At 49.9% G+C, this 17,709-nt stretch carries 16 protein-coding genes, 1 tRNA gene and 1 pseudogene; 10 read left to right on the top strand and 8 right to left on the bottom strand.

Features of this window, described 5'->3' with window-relative positions:
- Window positions 1-29: 29 nt before the first annotated feature.
- Together BMY01_RS11705 and BMY01_RS11700 are read right to left on the bottom strand one after the other, a co-directional pair.
- Window positions 30-1,025 carry a phosphotransferase gene (locus tag BMY01_RS11705; protein WP_074747416.1) on the bottom strand — a complete coding sequence of 332 codons (996 nt, stop codon included), beginning with the start codon at window positions 1,023-1,025 and terminating at the stop codon, window positions 30-32.
- A 63-nt stretch (window positions 1,026-1,088) separates the two neighbouring features.
- Window positions 1,089-1,778, bottom strand: coding sequence for a dioxygenase family protein (locus BMY01_RS11700; protein WP_074747413.1), 690 nt, complete (start codon window positions 1,776-1,778; stop codon window positions 1,089-1,091).
- Between the two features lie 171 nt (window positions 1,779-1,949).
- Here BMY01_RS11700 and BMY01_RS11695 point away from each other — a divergent pair, with 171 nt between their 5' ends.
- Window positions 1,950-3,059, top strand: a complete 1,110-nt coding sequence (locus tag BMY01_RS11695; RefSeq protein ID WP_074747410.1) for an NAD(P)/FAD-dependent oxidoreductase — start codon at window positions 1,950-1,952, stop codon at window positions 3,057-3,059.
- A 63-nt stretch (window positions 3,060-3,122) separates the two neighbouring features.
- Here BMY01_RS11695 and ygiD read toward each other — a convergent pair whose 3' ends face one another.
- Together ygiD and BMY01_RS11685 are read right to left on the bottom strand one after the other, a co-directional pair.
- On the bottom strand, window positions 3,123-3,893 hold the full coding sequence (gene ygiD / locus BMY01_RS11690) for a 4,5-DOPA-extradiol-dioxygenase (RefSeq protein ID WP_175463255.1): 771 nt from the start codon (window positions 3,891-3,893) through the stop codon (window positions 3,123-3,125).
- Between the two features lie 166 nt (window positions 3,894-4,059).
- Window positions 4,060-4,248, bottom strand: coding sequence for a hypothetical protein (locus BMY01_RS11685; protein ID WP_074747404.1), 189 nt, complete (start codon window positions 4,246-4,248; stop codon window positions 4,060-4,062).
- A gap of 297 nt (window positions 4,249-4,545) precedes the next feature.
- Between BMY01_RS11685 and BMY01_RS11680 the strand changes: the two genes are divergently transcribed.
- Window positions 4,546-6,531, top strand: a complete 1,986-nt coding sequence (locus BMY01_RS11680; RefSeq protein ID WP_254772722.1) for a GumC family protein — start codon at window positions 4,546-4,548, stop codon at window positions 6,529-6,531.
- A gap of 110 nt (window positions 6,532-6,641) precedes the next feature.
- Here the strand turns inward: BMY01_RS11680 and BMY01_RS11675 are convergent, their stop codons facing one another.
- Entirely contained in the window at window positions 6,642-7,004 is a 363-nt protein-coding gene (locus BMY01_RS11675) for a hypothetical protein (protein WP_074747401.1), read from the bottom strand.
- A 511-nt stretch (window positions 7,005-7,515) separates the two neighbouring features.
- Between BMY01_RS11675 and BMY01_RS11670 the strand changes: the two genes are divergently transcribed.
- Window positions 7,516-8,952, top strand: a complete 1,437-nt coding sequence (locus tag BMY01_RS11670) for a homospermidine synthase (protein ID WP_254772721.1) — start codon at window positions 7,516-7,518, stop codon at window positions 8,950-8,952.
- Window positions 8,953-9,846: 894 nt separating this feature from the next.
- Here BMY01_RS11670 and BMY01_RS11660 read toward each other — a convergent pair.
- Window positions 9,847-11,085, bottom strand: coding sequence for a vanadium-dependent haloperoxidase (locus BMY01_RS11660; RefSeq protein WP_074747395.1), 1,239 nt, complete (start codon window positions 11,083-11,085; stop codon window positions 9,847-9,849).
- A 321-nt stretch (window positions 11,086-11,406) separates the two neighbouring features.
- On the opposite strand from BMY01_RS11660, the gene BMY01_RS11655 reads away from it, so the two are divergent.
- The 4 genes from BMY01_RS11655 to BMY01_RS11645 all read left to right on the top strand — a co-directional run bounded on the left by BMY01_RS11655 (window position 11,407) and on the right by BMY01_RS11645 (window position 14,194).
- Complete coding sequence (locus BMY01_RS11655; protein WP_074709052.1) at window positions 11,407-11,625, top strand: hypothetical protein; 219 nt, start codon at window positions 11,407-11,409, stop codon at window positions 11,623-11,625.
- A gap of 586 nt (window positions 11,626-12,211) precedes the next feature.
- A complete protein-coding gene (locus BMY01_RS17830) occupies window positions 12,212-12,355 on the top strand; it encodes a hypothetical protein (protein ID WP_175463254.1) in 144 nt (47 codons plus the stop codon).
- A 315-nt stretch (window positions 12,356-12,670) separates the two neighbouring features.
- Window positions 12,671-12,746, top strand: a tRNA-Asn gene (locus BMY01_RS11650).
- Window positions 12,747-12,859: 113 nt separating this feature from the next.
- The gene (locus BMY01_RS11645) at window positions 12,860-14,194 is read left to right on the top strand and encodes a DUF6538 domain-containing protein (protein ID WP_254772719.1); all 1,335 of its coding nucleotides are present in this window, start codon (window positions 12,860-12,862) and stop codon (window positions 14,192-14,194) included.
- Between the two features lie 51 nt (window positions 14,195-14,245).
- On the opposite strand, the gene BMY01_RS11640 is transcribed toward BMY01_RS11645, so the two are convergent.
- Window positions 14,246-14,776: a hypothetical protein gene (locus BMY01_RS11640; RefSeq protein ID WP_074747392.1), complete on the bottom strand. Its 531-nt coding sequence runs from the start codon at window positions 14,774-14,776 to the stop codon at window positions 14,246-14,248.
- A 718-nt stretch (window positions 14,777-15,494) separates the two neighbouring features.
- Here BMY01_RS11640 and BMY01_RS18630 point away from each other — a divergent pair.
- Window positions 15,495-15,617, top strand: coding sequence for a hypothetical protein (locus BMY01_RS18630; RefSeq protein ID WP_302848428.1), 123 nt, complete (start codon window positions 15,495-15,497; stop codon window positions 15,615-15,617).
- Between the two features lie 242 nt (window positions 15,618-15,859).
- Here BMY01_RS18630 and BMY01_RS11630 read toward each other — a convergent pair whose 3' ends face one another.
- Window positions 15,860-16,546, bottom strand: coding sequence for a hypothetical protein (locus tag BMY01_RS11630; protein ID WP_074747388.1), 687 nt, complete (start codon window positions 16,544-16,546; stop codon window positions 15,860-15,862).
- Window positions 16,547-16,779: 233 nt separating this feature from the next.
- On the opposite strand from BMY01_RS11630, the gene BMY01_RS11625 reads away from it, so the two are divergent.
- Window positions 16,780-17,334: a recombinase family protein gene (locus tag BMY01_RS11625; protein ID WP_074747385.1), complete on the top strand. Its 555-nt coding sequence runs from the start codon at window positions 16,780-16,782 to the stop codon at window positions 17,332-17,334.
- A 139-nt stretch (window positions 17,335-17,473) separates the two neighbouring features.
- Window positions 17,474-17,709 (top strand): annotated as a pseudogene (locus BMY01_RS11620) (hypothetical protein); the annotation flags it as partial.

Genomic DNA, 17,709 nt, shown 5'->3' with positions numbered 1-17,709 from the left:
CGCATGTACTCCGGTGTTATTACCTGTTACTACTCCAATGTCCTCCTGGCCTCATCCAGTAAGCGCTTCCTATACGTCCCATCGATCCACGCATTGCGGCTGATGCGCAGAAGAGTGAGCGCAGCATAGAAGGGAAGGCGGCGAGTTATCGCAGCGAAGGCTGCATCGCGATCGGGAAAATGACAACTGTATTCCCATAGAAAATGCCCGATAAAGGGTTCGGCGCCCCACTTGTCGCCCGCCTGCTGCAAGAAGAAATGCTGGAGTTCGCCTACGACCCGGCCCAGATCAAACACCCTGTCAGACGATTTCATCCGCTCCAGGTCGAGCATGATGACCCAAAGGCCGTCGCCAAAAAGAACATTATCCGGAGTAACATCGCCATGGATCAGAACCTTGCAGTCTTCCCACATGCAGGCTTTGTCCCTCCATCGGTTTTTTAGCCGGTACAAGTCCTGAGCCTGATCCCATCCAATCCATGCTGCGCTTAGCAAGCGGTTCATGACCTGGTCAAAGTAATCGCATTCTTTGTTGAACTCCACCTTGCTCTCGTGCGCTGTCCGGTTATGCAGCGTGGCAAGAAAATAAGCGAGCGCGGTAAGCTTCTGGAAAAGAACGTCGCGCATATTTTCTCGGATTGCCTTGAGAATGACATGTTTAAAATGTGTGCCATAGCAATATTCTTCCACAACCACACGGTTAAGGCTGGCGTTGCGGCCAAGGGGGCGCACCACATAGTGGGGGTAGGCATTGAAGCCGATTCTGCGCAGATAGTTCAAATTATTGAACTCCTGCTCCATGTGACGTAACGCAGCGTCAGGGCCGATATGCGGAACACCCCCGAAGAATTTTCCAATAACCCGGGCTCCGCTATCCCGTTCTTCGTAAAGGTAAACATGGTTGGAGGCCCGCAACTCATAAACCCTGAAATCCGGATGATTCACGGAGTGCAGCGCCGGGAGGATGTCGTACCGGAGGTATTCATAAAAGGGGTCATCTGTCGACAGATGGCCTAAGTATTTCATTAACCTCTACGATACCTCCGGTTTTTAAATGTGCCTGCACAAAGAACCTGTTGCATCGAGCAGCTAGCCCCTGAAGACAATATCGAATACTGCAATCATGAACTCGGGCTCCTCTGCGGTTGGCGAAAGCAGCTTTACAATCAATGCGTTTGGATTGAGAACACTTTGGAGGAAGGAATCTTTCTCATTGTAGGGGTCTCCCTCGAAGTACATCTGGGTTACCAGTTCATCACGACGGCCTCTGACATCGAAATGGATGTGAGCCGGCCGAATTCCGATGCTGCCTGCCGGATAATGCAACGGTTTTATTGTTTTAAACTGATAGAAGCCGTCAGGACCCGTAGTCGCTGCGCCGAAACCCTGGAAATTGGGATCGAGGGGCGCGGGATTAGTATCGTCGGGGTGCGCATAGCGTCCCGCAGCATTGGCTTGCCAGATTTCAACCTCCGCGCCTGACACTGGTTTGCCATCAGGATTGCGTACTGTTCCCCTGACGATGATGGGCTGCCCCTTGGCAAGTCCTGATCCTCCGGGTACCCGTGTGAGGTCCCCGCTGCGATCGGGTTCGCTCATAATGGGGTAAAAGGGGCCCAGAATCTGGTCCTGTGTCCGATCCAGGATCTTCTGTGCAAAAACGGCACTGGCAGGCGGCAACACACCTGCCGCAAACATGGCGGCAGACGCTTTTAAAATAGTACGGCGACTGATAGTCCGGCATTCTTCTTGTATTAGTATTCCTTTGCTAGCGCGCATGGTTGATATCCTCTTTTAGCCGTGCCTAGTTCCGGGTTTCCAAGAATCAGGGAGGGGGAAACATGAACCAGCAAGCCTATCCTCCCCGGCATCACTATCCAGTTCTTCCCTATAGAGTGACAGTAGTACAGAATAGTCCTGTTTGCCAGGAAAAAGGGTCGATAGCAGCAAATGTTTCCGGAGGGAGAGATATCGGATGTTGTTGTCATAGGCGGCGGACCTGCGGGCGCCATCTGCGCGCTTGCGCTCGCGCGTGCGGGTGTCGATGTAAAGCTCATGTACTGGGGAGGCTACGCTCCCGGCGGCATCGAACTCGTATCGGGTCGGGGGCGCCATTTTATCGAGCAGTACCGTCCCGATTTTTTTTCAGAGGTAGTGCATGGAATAGAGATTCATGAAACGGTCTCGCTGTGGGATACGGCCGAGCCGGTAATATTCAACGCAATGTTTAATCCATGGGGCGCAGGCGTAGCGATTGAGCGTCCGCTTCTGGATGGCGCTTTGCGAAATCTTGCTTCCGGCGCAGGCGGCACTATAATCCCCGACGCCAAAGTGGTGGGCGTAGAGCGCCAGCATGACAGATGGCGGCTGATCGCGCGCTCTTCCCCGGATGCGCCTTCCAATGAAACCACTTCCGGTGCAGGCGAATGCGCTATCTATACACGTTTTATAGTGCTTGCGACAGGGCGCGTGCCACTGCCGTTTTTCGATCATGCACCTGTAGCAGAGTCCTCGCAAATTGCCCTGATGACTTCCCTCCAGGCACGGATAGCGCCTGGCCATACTCTCTATATCGAGGGTACACGCAGTGGCTGGTGGTACGCTTTGCCCGCCGGAAAAGGCTATTTCGCCGGTTTTTGTATCGGACGGAATGAACTCAAGCAGCGGCAGTCGGGCTTGAAGGATTTTTTCTTTCAGGAATTGCAGTGTACCCGTCTTCTCGCGCCATTGTCGGCAGGAGCTTTCGATCAGCGGCCGATATCCGGCCGGACGGCTGGCGCGACGATGTTTCCAGCAATGGGTGGAGATGCCTGGATAGCAGTCGGAGATGCAACGGCAGCGCCGGACCCTCTCAGCGGAACGGGCATCGAGTGGGCAATCGAATCCGCGCAACTCGGCGCAGACATGTTACTGGAAGCCCTGCAGAAATCCGAAGGCAATGTTCTTTTCGATCTCCCGCGCTACGAAAATGCGATACGCCAACGCGTCGCCGCTCAGGAAAAGACGGCCGCTTACCATTACGATAGGTTAAAAGAGATAAGGGAAACAAAGGAAACGTGAGGAAGGAGAAGGGTTTTCGTGGAGATGCGCGAGATTCCAATCTTTGCCTCAGATGAGCGGGCCTTATACCCCGATCTGGACTGCCGTCATGGAAATTGATCCATCATCAAATCCTTCCACCGGAAAACTGATTTCCTCGTTGTACTGCCTCTGAGCAAGAATATAGAGAAACGGGAGGTAATGGTCGGGGGTTGGCACCGATAGCAACGCGTCCTTTCCCAGCTTTTCATATGCGATGAGGGATTCGACATTGTCTGATCTCAACGCCGCACGTACCATTTTTTCGAACCTCAGAGCCCAGTCATAGGGTTCTGCATCATGCTTTCCCCATGAATAGGTGTGCAGATTATGGACGATATTACCGCTTCCCAGGATAAGGACTCCCCGATCCCGCAACGGCGCCAGATTTCGTGCCGTCTCATAATGCCATGCGGCCTCTTTGGTTTCATCTATACTCAATTGGATGACGGGAATATCCGCATCCGGAAACATATGGACGAGGACTGACCAGGTACCATGATCGAGCCCCCAGGTTGTGTCCAGGACCGCATCCGGCAGAAGTAAATCCGCGACTTCCGCTGCAAGTTCCAGGGATCCGGGCGCCGGGTACTGGACTCGATACAGTTCCTGCGGGAATCCGCCGAAGTCATGAATCGTGGGGGGATTTTCCTGTGCAGTTACCGCTGTTTTCGGTATGTACCAATGCGCGGAGACACAAAGGATAGCTTCAGGTTTGGCCGGAAGGCCCGTGCCAATAGCGGACCAGGCTTCAGTATACGTGTTGCGAGACAGGGCATTCATAGGGTTTCCATGACCTATGAAGACTGCGGGCATTGCGGTCATCAGATTGAGCAGGAGCTATGGAAGTGGGGAAAGTTGGAAGAGCGTTGCCGAGCTTATGGGAACGCCATGATTGTCGAAGTCACGTTCGGAAAGCATTTGGGCAATCGCAGGAAAGCGCGTAGAGAGAGCGGTATACTCCTGGTCGGATGGGAGCTTCTTACACACTTTCTCTGAAGTATATTACACCATGATTTTTTCCCGCTTCCGGTAATCCTTCAACCTTTTTCCACTGCCTGCGTTTGTTCGTCTGAAAATGTTCAAACATTTTTTGCCGGAATGCCGCCGACCGATGATCGAACGAAGCAAAGGCATTGCCGAACAGAACCTGATCAAGATGTTTTTTCATTTTCGGTTTCCTGAAATGATTAAGTTGCTGATTTAACTTCAAATTTGGTACAAACCCGACGCTTGCTGTGTGTGCGATTGCTAACCGTGAAGTTAAAGCAAGCGTTTTACAATAATATGAATAAAGCCGCTTTTTTAGTTGGCCCATTGTCAGAGGATGAACCCTTTCCCGTTTGTGCGGCACCGTACAGAGGCTTCATTTATCTCGTGACATTTGTATCGAATCAGTGGAAGAATTGCGCGGAGGAGTGTGGGTGATAGATGGCATGGCAACAGCTGGCGCAGGGGAATTGCAGGCATGATGAAAAACAGAGTCAACTTGCATCTTGGGGGCAATTCACATCAAATGGGGCGAATTGCCGATAAGAGTGAATCCCCTTGGTATCAATCTCGCAGGTTCAACATTTTTGGACTTGTATTTCTGACAAACGCCGCTATCAGTCTCGCTTACGTTTACAGCCAGCCGGCAATTTATCGCAGCAGCGCGACATTGCTTACTTCGGCCATGACACCGATCGACCAGCAGAGTGATGATGCCGATGTCCAGCACGTTGCAATCCAGCGCCAAATCCTGCTTGGGCGGGAGCTTGCCGCCGAAACCCTGAGGAAATTGAAGGCTTCTCCCGTCGGCAAATCTCTGAATCGGTTGACTGAATCTGATATTCAGACTTTGTTGGCCGTCGAGCCCGTTCCCGAAACCAACCTCGTCGAGGTCGCGGCGGAAGGCTCAGATCCCCGCTTTTTGCCTTTGCTCATCAATACATGGATAGACGTATACCTGGAAGCGCGAAGTGAAGAAGTAAAACGTTTGAAGAGCAATACTGAACGTATTGTCGAGGGTGAGCTGGAGGGGTTGGCTGACAAGGTTGCTGCTGCAAGGGCGGCGCTGGAGAACTTCCGTGAAAACAATAACATTCTATCGACAGAGCGCGATGAGAATGAACCATCGGCCCGGCTGAAGGGGCTGAACGAGTCGCTTAACAAGGCTTCCGAGGCTGAGGTCAAGGCGAAAGCGGAACTGGACGCCATCAGAGCTGCAATTGCCCGGGGAAAGGCAGTGGTTCCGGATGATGAGAAAATCAGCCTGGCCGACCTCGAGAAGCGTCTGCATGATTCACGTGAAAAACTGGCGGAATTCGATAAAAAATTTACTCGCGAGTACTTAAACCTGCAACCCGACCTGAAGTCTCTTCCTGAGCAGATCAAGGAACTCGAGACTGCTATCAACAATAAGCGGTTGCGTGGTCAAAATGTAGTTTTGAATGAAGCCGAGGTGAAGTACGCGGCTGCACGACAGACCGTCAGGGATATTCGCGAGCAATTGGGCGAGCACAGGCAGCGGGCATCGGGCTTCGCGACAAAATTTACCCAGCACGAGGCGTTGAAGACCGATCTGGAAGGACTGGAAAAGCTGTATCGGGATACGCAGGAACGGCTGGTACAGGTGAAAACCGGCCGCAAGGACAAATATCCGCAGGTCGATGTGATCAGTAGGGCATATGAATCAAGGGAGCCAGTAAGACCGAACTACAGTCGTGAAGCCTTGATAGCGCTCGCCGGCTCCCTGCTTCTGGGATTGATCAGCGTGTGGGTTTTTGAGTATCTGACCCAAAAGAAGGAACAACAGCCTTCCATTGCAGTATTCGGTGTGGAGAGATATACCCCGCCTGCTACCGAGTTGATTGATCATCCTCACGCCGCGCTCGGGGCCAAAGCCGAACCGTTAGAGCAGAAAACCAACTTTGCCTTGCCAAAACCGGTGCACCGGGAACTTTCGAGTCATCAGTTACGGACCCTGATCAATGCTGCCAACCTGAAGGGGAAGCAGCTTATCGGTCTGCTGCTCAGTGGCCTCGACATCGATGAAGCGGCATCATTGAAGGCGAATCAGATCAACGAGCGTACCAATGTCATCAACCTCGAGGGAAGAACTCCGAGGGCAGTGCCGCTCAACAATCCGCTCAAATCCTTGCTCCAGCAGTCTGGTAACCGCCCGGTATGGGACCCGGATGATTCGCAGACACGCGTCGATCTGTCAACAGCGCTGGTTTGCGCCGCAATCGATTCGGGATTGCCTGATCCCCAGGAAATCACCGCCGAGACGATCCGGCATAGCTACATTACCTATCTTGTACGCCAGGGCTTGCGGCTTTCCGATCTGGAGCAGGTTGTCGGTCATCTGGACCCTTCGGCGATTTCGAGTTATGGCGCTTATTCGCCACCACAGCAGGGCCGGCCTCTGTACGAGATCGAAATGCTGCATCCTGCGTTGCTCGTAATCTGAGCAGAATACCTCTCACGCAAGCAATAATACACCGCGCTTCCCCCTTCCCCTGAACCGGTCAGTCTCTTTGGCTTGGGGGAAGCTCTCCGAAGGAATGCCTGGAGACAGGATCACCCCACTGTCTTCACCGGACCATGATCGTCGCAATGGTCATCATGGGGATGGTGAAGATGGCCTCCGACCAGATAATCCACATGATCTCCGTGAGGCACGGCTTCGTGCCCGCAGTCGGGGCCATGTACATGCCCTTGCGCGTGACCTTCGCATTCATGTCCCGGAGTACAGTTCTGCGGATTGATCTCACTGACGTCTATGGCATGCTCATCGATATGGTTGCCGTGGGGATAATGCAGATGGCCATCGTGAAGATAGCAGACATGGTCATCGTGCGTGACGCCTGTGTGGCCGCATTCCGGGCCGTGGGGATGGGTATGATTTTCATGCTGCGGCAGGATACAATTAGAATTCGTCATAGCGCTTTTCCTTAAGCCTCAATAAAGTGAATCAGTTCAAAAGCTACTGCATCCATAACAATAAAAATGAAACCGCCATAACACTCTTGCACTCGAACCCCCCGTTTTGCTTCTTTTGACTTCCGTTACCGGTTACTCTTGATACGATGATCAGGTCACGCCCGCGTCCGGCAGGGTCGCATGCAATTTGAAGGGTATATTAAAATAATAATAATTTGACCATTGTTTGACTCTACCGGTTCCTGCTCAAGGAAAATCCATGCCGGAAAGACCGGCAGGAGGAGTATTTGCCAAGGGGCGTTTCAATCCTGGCCTGGCGGCAGTTAAAAGTGGAGCGTGAGTACGGGCAGGAGCCACGCAATCTCAAGGATTCTATCTGTCATAATATCAGTGATGTCAGTGTGGATGATATGTGGAGCGAAATTGGGAAGTGATGGGACGGAAACTGATTGGCAATTGGAAAAGGCGGTGTTGGCAGTGACCAGCAATGAGGAGGAGGGTTAATTTCGATATGGAAATGAAAGCGCACAAGCAGGCAAATACCAAACACGCGCATCTGCAGGGGAATTTGATAATAGTGGGTTTTGGCAGCGTAGGGCAGGCTTTGCTTTCGTTATTGTTTCAGAATATCGAGATTCGCTCCGATCAGGTGAGGATAATCGCAGCTGATGAACATGGCAGTGAAATCGCTCGTAAATTTAGCGTCTCATTCACACCCCATTCGCTGACCCAGGAAAATTATCTCGCTGTGCTGGAGCCTTGGCTCGATGAGGGAGATTTCCTGCTTAATCTCGCGGTAGACGTTTCCAGCCTTGCCCTGATGGAATTGTGCTGGCGGCGAGGCGCATTGTACCTGGACACTTGCATCGAACCTTGGGCCGGCGGATATGTTGACCGATCTGTTTCCCCGTCTTTGCGTTCCAATTATGCGCTGCGTGAGCAAGCGCTCGCTTTTGCGCGGGAAAAGCAGGTAGGCCCCACCGCGCTTTTGTCGCACGGTGCGAATCCGGGTCTTGCCTCGACGTTTGCGAAACAGGCATTACTGAACATTGCTGTTGACACCGGCATGGCAGTGAAAAAACCGGCAAACTCCTGGGAATGGGCGCAGCTTGCGCATCAGCTCAATATAAAAGCAATCCACATTGCAGAGCGTGATACCCAGGTTGCTTCCCAACGCAAACAGCCCAATGAGTTTGTCAACACCTGGTCGGTGGATGGTTTTGTCGGTGAAGGTCTTCAGCCATCGGAACTGGGATGGGGGAGTCATGAACGTCATTGGCCGGTGGATGGAGCGCATCACGGGTTCGGATGCGATGCCGCCATCTATCTCAGCCGCCCCGGCGCTTCTACCCGCGTACGCAGTTGGACACCCCTCGGCGGACCGTATCATGGTTTTCTGATAACCCATAACGAATCCATTTCAATAGCTGACCATCTGACATTGAGAGAAAAGGGAGAAGTAATTTACCGCCCAACGGTGCATTACGCTTATCTTCCCTGTGACGATGCTGTACTTTCAGTTCACGAACTTGCGGGCAGAAATTGGCAAATACAGGCGAAAAAGCGCATTCTTCGGAATGAACTGGTGGAGGGAACGGACGAGCTTGGAGTACTGCTCATGGGCCATGCAAAATGTGCTTACTGGTATGGATCCCGGTTATCCATAGGGGAAGCACGGCGGCTTGCCCGGTTCAATAGCGCTACCAGCTTGCAGGTGGTGGCTGGCATTCTTGCCGGGATGATATGGGCTCTGCAGAATCCGAGATCGGGTGTAGTGGAACCTGAAGTAATCGACCACGAGCTTGTCCTGGAGGTAGCCAGGCCCTATCTGGGGGAGCTTGTGGGAGTCTATTCGGACTGGACTCCATTGCAGGATCGAGGATGGCTATTTGACGAGGATATCGACAGGGATGATCCCTGGCAATTCAAGAATGTCCGCGTAACATAAGATCTGCTGCTTTAATCCTTGAAGTTTCGCGACTGGTATTTCTGGGACTTCACTTTTCAGTAACAGCCCGAGAGGCACTGCCATTGCTGCTGTATGGGAAACAACTGCGGCAACAGGTGCTGCCGCCGCATTCCTGAATTTTTGAGCTGCTAAACTTTTTCTTTTCCTTTCCGGAAAGATTTCAATCTGCTAGCAGACTTTGGAACTGGCGAATTTTTTCCCATGCTATCAGGTGTGTCGGCCTTTGATCGAGAATGTTCGAGTTTTTTCTTGGTAAAGATTTCGGCTCCTTTATCGAGCAAGTCAGAAAAAAGGATATATTTGTGCGAAGTGACATGCTGTTTCACGTTCGACCTCCTAAAGCCCATTAGAACAACCCGCTACACGCTTAAACTCAAACAACAAACGGCAAAACGTAGCTATAAGAACTTTAGGCATCACTCCGGACGCTTTTGTTCCCCGACATGTTCATTTCGTCGTTTCTTGTCGATTCCACGTCATGCTTCATTCATACCTGTCAAGGATCTTGTTTTCCACAATAACTGTGGATAACTTTGTTGATAAGGTATGAGCACAATTGATAAGTGACGTTTCCATAACGGATTTTTTTATTCGGCCATTTTTTGTCTCCAAAAAAACAGATTTATTTTCAGTTGTTTATAAATAAGCCTTATATCCGGGAAGTTTTGCGAAAGAGATTTTTCGAAGATATGGAACTTTTATGACGTTGTGGATTAATTCAATTTGTCAAGCCCATTTTGAGCACTGGCTGCCTCATTTACTGCGGCTGGTATCGTCTGGAATGGGGAAAGGCGCCGGCACGAAACCGCAGGGGATCGTGAGCACCGTGCGCAAGGCCGGCGCTCAGGGAGAGTTTCTGAGGGCACTAAAAGCTTACTGGTCAGTGCGGAAATATTTCATAACTGCCAGCTCGGCAATTCGCCTGCCCATGGCGGTGCCTACCTCACCGGAGTTGCGGTAGTGTACTCCATCATATATGCGTGCATTGGCCACTTCCTGGACGATCTCATCGATATTTTTCCAACTGCGTATCACGCCGCCTGCGGCGCGGCTGGTAGTAGCCAGGGGCGGTACGGGATCTGCACCAATCTCAGCTTTCAGTACTGTTCCTACCGCGCCTGCGACGATGCAGTGGGCGCACGGGTATTCAGGATGCATGGGTGTGTCGATAAAGGGAAGCCATGAAGGATCCCGTTCTGTTGCGTTGTTTCCATCAACATCGCCATTGCGAATGGCAGTGAGCGGGCGCCAGAAGCCGTAATGATACTTGGCGTCAAATACCGCTATAAGTGCATCGGTCGAAGCCTGGGTTGCCGCCGCAAAGAGGCGCGCATTTCGCGTGATCTCCCTTCCTGGCGCTTCGGCAACCGAACGTATCACTCCATGGTAGATCGGAGGCATTACTTCTTCCCAAAAACGGGCAATTTCAGTCTGAGCAGTGGTGCGGTGCTGGCTGTACTTTCCACCCAGCGCTTTGACTTCATTGTAGTCGCGTGCCCATAACTTGCTTTCCAGGTGGGGAGGAGGGCCGGGACGAAATTGGGCAGCGTTGTCCATAAGCCAGGGCTTGATTTGCAACCAGTGTGGCGCTTCCGGTATTACAGTAGGCACATAGAGTCCGGGAGAGGTGTGCGGGCGGTATGATTCTCCTGCATCGGCACCGTCTTGTGCCCGCTGCGACAGAATTCCCGCTGCGGCTTTTTCGCCAATCGCAAGGCCATCGCTTCTTGCGATGTCATCCGGGATCGCGGCTAGCGCCTGGCGATAGGCAGTATCGATAGCTGTCCGTTGCACAGGTACCAGGGCTGTAAGCGTAGCGCGATTTGCCGCTGCAATGGCGGCCTCCACCGAGGCTTCCGGCTTACCTTTCAGCTTGAGATCGCTGGCCGGATATTGCTGGGTAATTGCGTTTGTTGCCTCATATACCGCGGTTTGCACGATCGCGAGAGCACGATCTGCCGGTAGGGGGCCCAATCCCGAGTCCACGATAATATCGCCTGCCACGCGGTTCCAGTGCGTCACTGCGTCGGCTCGCGCCGGGGAACTGACAAGAATAGGTATAACGACTATTGCCAATACCAGTAACCGATTTTTCTTTACATCTTGAGTCATTGTTTTTTCCTTGCTGACGATTGAGCAGGATAGGGTATGAATCGACATAAAAGCTCCTTCCTGCCGAGGTGCATGCTACTGAACGTTATCCCAATAGGGCAATGGACTATGAAACAGGCGGGAGATTGAGGAGGACGTACATCGCTCGTAGTATTTCTGGCTTTGCCGGCTAACCAGCGCTTGCAGGCATTCACTCAATTAGTGCTGGTGACTCAGGATGAGTGCAGAATGAAGCAATTGGTATTAGTATGAAAGTATAACTGCTACAGTCTGAGTTTGATCGGTTATATTAACATTTCCAGACGCTGAGGAGTCTTAACGATGGATATTGAATGGAAGATAGTTGATGAGCATCATCAGGAGGTATTCGTAGAACAGCATGTAAGGGGATTATTGTGGATCACGACCGCAGGGTTTTCTTTCTGGCATAGCTATCCCAACCCGGGAATCGATCTGTCGCACGTAAAGAACATCGAGGAGGCCAAGGAAGTCGTGGAAGCGGCATTGCGGCAAGAGGAGTATGAAAAGCCTGTGCGGTAGAAACAGACAGGCGTTTAATACTGTTTGATACTTTGACCAGGCTTCAAGAAGTGTCTTTCAATCAGGAATCTTAAATGCTGAAGCAAGCGAAAGTGACAAGGATTCCTGAGGCGTAAGTGTTCGTCTGAATTCCCCGTATGCAGCACTTTTTGCATTTCCTGACACCGTTACATCAGACGTTTTATTTTCCACAATTGCTGTGGATAAGTTTGTTGATAAGCTGATGAAAGGAAGAGTAAGTCGCCCTCCTGTAACAGCTTTTTCTTATCTGGCTATTTTTTGAACATTTCTAAAAAGGCTTTGGTATCAATAAATTAAAATAAAGTCAAGCTTTGTTGCAACCTCTGAAGAGCACGGCAATTTTCGGTTCTGAACTTAGAACGGAACTGTGGATTATTCTAAATGTCAAGGGAAATCTTCCCGGTAGATATGCTCTTCCGCTGGTTCTCATCCGGATACAAAGAAAACTTGCTCGTCAATAATGTGTGCTAACGAACGGTTTTAATGGCAACTTTGGGATACTGTAATAATTCGGCCCATTCATTTACTTCATGCCGAATTACAAAATTACAAAAGGATTATTCCTATGAAAATACTAAAATTGTTTATAGCGACGTTATTGCTCGTTCAAATCACGGGTTGTGTATCCGTAGAGCGTCCTGCAGAAAAAGAAAAAGAGAAGGAAAAAATTATTGTCGTGCCAGAGAAAGATTCGGAGAGAAATTATTGATCGATTCAGAAAATACCGGCGCTTATGCGCCGGCCAATCGCGCAAACAAATCCTTCATTAAATGGATCGTCCAATATTAAACATGATCTCTTTACGGGAAATTTAATGTTGGACAAGCAAGAAGTGGCCTGTACTAGGGGCCCGGCATAACTTTCCTGAGCCGCGCTACTTGCAAGTCGATTTCCCTCTTTTGGTGAAATACAAGGCTACGGCATTTCAGTTCCATCAGCCTTAATGGCTCCTGTCAAGCCCAATAACTCGTTCCCCCTGATTGACCAGCTTGGCTTAAGCTATTAGTATATGCACCTCTCCAATTCCCCGATAGCTCAGTCGGTAGAGCGACGGACTGTTAATCCGCAGGTCCCAGGTTCGAGCCCTGGTCGGGGAGCCAGATACTGAGTAATATTCTCTTACTTTTCAGTAACCTATCCGGCGTATAGTCTTCTTGTGGTGGTACTTTCGTGGTACCATCTAATGAAACTATTGCTAGGTCGCATCTTCAGCGTGTCAATCAAGTACGTCTATCAGCGCGGTAATACCTACTACTACCAGCGCAAGCTACCCAAGGACTTACTGCATCGCTACCACAGTGCAACCCACGTCAAGGTTAACCTAAAGACTAGCGACCCTGGATTGATTGCTAAAAGAGTTCGTGAACTCAATAGGCAGTACGAATCAACATGGGCAGCACTTCGTGGAAACCCTGAGCTAAAACCGTACAGTGTTCGAGAAGCTGCGGTAAAGATGCTTGCAGAGTATGGGCTAAAGCCTCAGCCAGCAGACAATGATGAGCACGCCTTTGACCTTCTCATTCGTGTTTTTGAAAGGAAACATGAAGCGTATGCCCAGGGCGATGAAGAGTTATACCGCAGCGTGGAGCCTGAGGAGTTCCTAGACCCTGTGGAACTGGAAGCACTGCGGTTACTGAACGAGGAGCCGAAGTTTCGCCTTAGCGATGCTCTCCGGGTCTACCTTGACGGCCACAAGAATAAAGATAAAAAGAAGTTCCGAGCGGATACCGAGCGGGTGTGGGGAAGACTAATAGCATTAGTTGGGGATAAGGAACTTGAGGAAGTAGGCAGGGTAGATGCAAAGGAATTTGTGACTAGGGGTATTGCGGAAGGTGTTAAGACTACAACGATAGGGCGATACATAAGTATTCTCCGAGCGATATTTAATGTGGCTATCGTGGAAAGGGAAATAACCAAGAAGAACCCCTTTCTAAGCTTGAGAATTCCCGGACTGGGCGAGGACTCAAAAGCCAGAGAGCCCTTCGATAATGACCAGCTAATTACCCTCATCCAGGAGTGCAAGAAAGAGGATGATGATATACGTTGGTTGCTAGCCCTACAGATAGACCTTGGATGCCGCATAGCGGAAGCTGCGGGGCTAACATTGGAGGACTTACACCTGAATGCTCCTATTCCATACGTCTCCATTCGCCCTCATCCTTGGCGCACCCTTAAGACTAAATCCAGTAAGAGAAATGTACCCTTGGTAGGGGTTTCCCTATGGGCAGCACAGAGAATTATCCAGACAGCACAGCCAGGGCAAACTCATGCTTTCCCCCGGTACACCGATAAGAGCGAATGCAAGGCGACTCACGCTTCCAATACGCTGAACAAGTGGATTGAGTCTCGTCTGGGTGTCAAGAAGACAACCCATGAATTTCGCCATACCATCAGAGACCGTTTACGTAATGTGGGAGCACCTAAGGATATTCAGGATGCAGTGGGTGGGTGGGGCAAGGAAGATATTGGGGACAAGTATGGATTGGGGTATGGGTTACAGCAGTTGAGGGGGTGGCTGGATAAGATTGTTTTAGGGGGATTTAAGTAAATGCTTATGGTTTGTTCTACAGAGTCTTCTTATTATTTACGGACCCCATATTTATTCGGGCTCTGGCGCAACTAGAGCCAGAGCATTTTCAATCATCTCCTTCAATTCCTTGATTGCTGAACCTCCCGCCACAACTCCGAGAATACTTTCTAATATGGTATCAACAGTGGACAAAAGCCTATGTAGCAGTGGCGCTGTTTGGCGCTCAAGGAAGCGCGTAATACGGATATTAACGTTTGAAAGCTTCCATCTAAGCTGAGCACCGTATAAACCATGTTGCACAATCATATTAATCAATGTTGGGCCGCCTGACTGAAGTGATTCTACCAAGGATTCAAATTGCCTGTTTTCATTAAGTTCTGCTAGTGCATCAGGCAACCCTTGTATCAGTTCTTCATCAAATAAGGGTAAACCCTGGTAGCCTGTCAAATTCCCTTGTAACCTAACTTGATTACTTATTTCATTGATGAAATCTTGAAGCCAATAAACGAATCCAATCAGAAATTCTGGAGAATCTTGAGGCGAACTTCTATCCTCATCCGGCTCTGGTATTAAGGTAATTACTCCGATGTCAATGGGCATTTTGGCTCCTCCTACTCAAACTCATGCGTTAAGACATCCATGCCTAAGCTAAATGGATTGTTGTTCGAAAACGCCTTTGTCACTGTTCCTTGGATTTTAATATAGTTGATTTTTTATAGATTGGTTGAGCTGGAGAAACGGAAGCCTCGGGACTTCATGAAGGAAAGATGTCTCTGGTCTCTGGAGGAAGAAAGGTGACTGGCAATCGAGGGACCCTAAATGTTTTATCACAAATTTATCCCAGGGTACCCTGCGTTACACCGTCCAGCTTTATCCCCCCGGTACCCCCTCTTGATCTAATGATAAGGCTTTCAAAAACCTGTCTTGATTAAAGAGATTAAGCTATCCAGAATTTATTTTGATCTAATAGGAAACTATGGAAAGTCAAATAACCACAATACCTTCTAATCAAGAAGACCTGATGGACACATCCACATTAACAACACCCTCCCCAGACGAGATAAGGGCAGTCCTGAAGAAACATAATCTCACCAGGGAGCAAGCCGCCAGTCTCCTACATGTCTCGCTGAGGACTATGCATAATTGGTTAGCTCCCGTTGGTACAGTCAACTACAGAGCTATGCCTCTAGCTGCCTGGGAGCTCCTACTGATTAAGCTAGGTGAAAAAGAAGTTGACAGATGGATTCAATGAATCTATAGTTCATCTTACTGAGTGCGGCAATCCTGCCATAGCGCCAGAAACAAGAGGAGAAATATCATGGCAACATTCACCATTACCTTCCGCAAATCCATTATTGAGTTCTACGGCTTTTCCGCTGTTTATATCCGAGTAGGTTCTTTCGAGCGCTTCTGGAATACCGAGGGCTACCCCTCACATTAACTTTTAAGAAGGTCTGATTGGGTTACTACCAGGAACTACTGGTTATCTATGGAGCACTATTGGTTTACCTATAGTTATCCTCTTATATGAATGTTTAACGGCTTCTGTTATAGGTTTCGGTCACACTACTTTTAGGGGGTCAACGGGGAATACTGGAAAGAGTTACTTGAGGGAATTACTGATGGGAATTACGATTGGAGGAGTATTGGAGAGTGCTCCTCCTTTCTATTTGGAGGCTTGCCTTACGTTCCCCACAGCTTGCTAATAAGACAAGCTATTTCCTCCGAGAGTGAGGACAAGGTTAAGCCAAAGGCTAACCAAACGACACCCATGGTCTCCAGCCTTATCCCGCCTATTACTGCTTCCTCAATCAGCTTCTGCACTGCCTTATCGCCCGCAGCTCTAGCCTCTGCCTCAGCTTCTACCACAGCCTTCCGCTTCTTCGCCTCTTCCTCAAGTTTGTGCCGTCCTTCATTAATCTGTGTATCAGCGAGGTATAGTCTTTCTTCTAGTAAAGCCACCCTCTCCTCTAAAGTAGTCGGAAGCCTTGAGGTTGAGTTACTGATAGCCGCTGCTGTAGCACTCCCATATGCTGAACCGGCACTGCCAACAAGCAGCACGTGAGTCTCTCTCCAAGGCTTGGGGAAGCGCTTCATTGAGTTTTTTATCGCAGTGTATACTCCTGGCCGTCCAAATAGCTGCCTACTATCGTTCAGCCCTATAGCCACTACTGCTAGCCCCAAGAGTTCAAGAAAAAATCCTGCTACACGTATTGATTGCTCTCCTACACCAAAGGCGTAAACGGCACCAAGTGCCACAGCTAGGACAGCTAATGTTATCCAAATGTCCTTCCCCTCTCGGCTTATCCACAATCCTACGCGAGGAAGCCAAGTAACTACATGTATCAACTGTAGAGCTACTGCTCTCATTCCAAAGAAAGCCCGAAATAAGAAAGAAGAAAGGGATGGGAGTCTAAAGTGGGCCTGACAAATTGTCCATGGACAGCGGATTGAATGCCCAGCTAGGGTACACCCCATCCTGACAAATCTGCCTGACACTTTTCCTGTCATTTTGTGTCAATCTAGAGTACGAAATTATATTGATTGACACTCACTCATGAAGGTAATGGACTCTACTCTGACATTTTTGTAGAGAGAGAGTCATGACCAGTCAAAGAATTGGATACGTTCGCGTCAGTTCACCGGATCAAAATCATGAGCGCCAGCTCGATGGGATTCACTTGGACAAGGTCTTCACCGACAAGGCATCAGCCAAGGATACGAACAGGCCTCAGCTCCAGGCTGCACTCAATCACGTTCGTTCGGGGGATACGCTCATAGTCCATTCCATGGACAGGCTGGCGCGTAACGTGGAAGACATGGTCAAGCTGGTGAGGGAAATGAATGATCGGGGAGTATCGGTCCAATTCGTTAAGGAGAATATGAACTTCACTGCCGGTAATGATGATCCTCGCTTTACTTTGATGTTTACCATGCTGAGTGCCTTCGCTCAGTTTGAGCGGTCCCTCATCAAGGAGCGGCAGCGGGAAGGGATAGCACTGGCAAAGGCCAAAGGAGTCTACAAGGGCAGGAAGCCGGCTCTGAATGCAGACAGGATTGCCAAGCTGCGAGAGCAGGCAGCTACAGGGGCAAACCGGACAAAGCTGGCGAAGGAGTTTGGGATAAGCCACGAAACTCTTTATCAATACATCCGATGAAGAAAGATCCCGCTAGTTGTGAGGAAGTTTAAAAATAGAACCAAAAACTGAAGATCGAGAGAAGCTGCTTTGACAGCATGAACTCCATTATTTACATTGAAGCAATGGATTACCAAACATCGCCTTGTCAGAGAATGCCATGACACTACTCAGCCCTTCCTTCAAAGTTCGTCATCTTGTCCTGGCCGTCGCCTTAATTATCGGCCCTGGTTTTGTCAATCATGCAAACGCCCAGATAGCAGCCTTCCTTGTTGACCTTAACAGCAGGACGGCAATTAACCTGGGCACTTTGGGCAGGAGCTGGAGCGAGGCCAACGGTATCAACGATGCCGGACAGGTGGTGGGATACTCTTACACGGCTGAGGGTAATTCCCA

Origin of the sequence: Nitrosospira multiformis, from assembly GCF_900110185.1 — a bacterium.
Taxonomy (GTDB): Bacteria; Pseudomonadota; Gammaproteobacteria; order Burkholderiales; family Nitrosomonadaceae; genus Nitrosospira; species Nitrosospira multiformis_A.
This window is presented reverse-complemented; position numbering and strand designations above follow the sequence as displayed.

Bases quoted from the DNA above. Each gene is read 5' to 3' on its own strand.
- BMY01_RS11695 (WP_074747410.1), top strand. From the start codon at position 1,950: ATGTTTCCGGAGGGAGAGATATCGGATGTTGTTGTCATAGGCGGCGGA.
- BMY01_RS11655 (WP_074709052.1), top strand. From the start codon at position 11,407: ATGGATATTGAATGGAAGATAGTTGATGAGCATCATCAGGAGGTATTC.
- BMY01_RS11675 (WP_074747401.1), bottom strand. From the start codon at position 7,004: ATGACGAATTCTAATTGTATCCTGCCGCAGCATGAAAATCATACCCAT.
- BMY01_RS11705 (WP_074747416.1), bottom strand. From the start codon at position 1,025: ATGAAATACTTAGGCCATCTGTCGACAGATGACCCCTTTTATGAATAC.
- ygiD (WP_175463255.1), bottom strand. From the start codon at position 3,893: ATGCCCGCAGTCTTCATAGGTCATGGAAACCCTATGAATGCCCTGTCT.
- BMY01_RS18630 (WP_302848428.1), top strand. From the start codon at position 15,495: ATGGCAACATTCACCATTACCTTCCGCAAATCCATTATTGAGTTCTAC.
- BMY01_RS11680 (WP_254772722.1), top strand. From the start codon at position 4,546: ATGATGAAAAACAGAGTCAACTTGCATCTTGGGGGCAATTCACATCAA.
- BMY01_RS11640 (WP_074747392.1), bottom strand. From the start codon at position 14,776: ATGCCCATTGACATCGGAGTAATTACCTTAATACCAGAGCCGGATGAG.
- BMY01_RS11625 (WP_074747385.1), top strand. From the start codon at position 16,780: ATGACCAGTCAAAGAATTGGATACGTTCGCGTCAGTTCACCGGATCAA.
- BMY01_RS11660 (WP_074747395.1), bottom strand. From the start codon at position 11,085: ATGACTCAAGATGTAAAGAAAAATCGGTTACTGGTATTGGCAATAGTC.
- BMY01_RS11670 (WP_254772721.1), top strand. From the start codon at position 7,516: ATGGAAATGAAAGCGCACAAGCAGGCAAATACCAAACACGCGCATCTG.
- BMY01_RS11630 (WP_074747388.1), bottom strand. From the start codon at position 16,546: ATGAGAGCAGTAGCTCTACAGTTGATACATGTAGTTACTTGGCTTCCT.
- BMY01_RS17830 (WP_175463254.1), top strand. From the start codon at position 12,212: ATGAAAATACTAAAATTGTTTATAGCGACGTTATTGCTCGTTCAAATC.
- BMY01_RS11685 (WP_074747404.1), bottom strand. From the start codon at position 4,248: ATGAAAAAACATCTTGATCAGGTTCTGTTCGGCAATGCCTTTGCTTCG.
- BMY01_RS11700 (WP_074747413.1), bottom strand. From the start codon at position 1,778: ATGCGCGCTAGCAAAGGAATACTAATACAAGAAGAATGCCGGACTATC.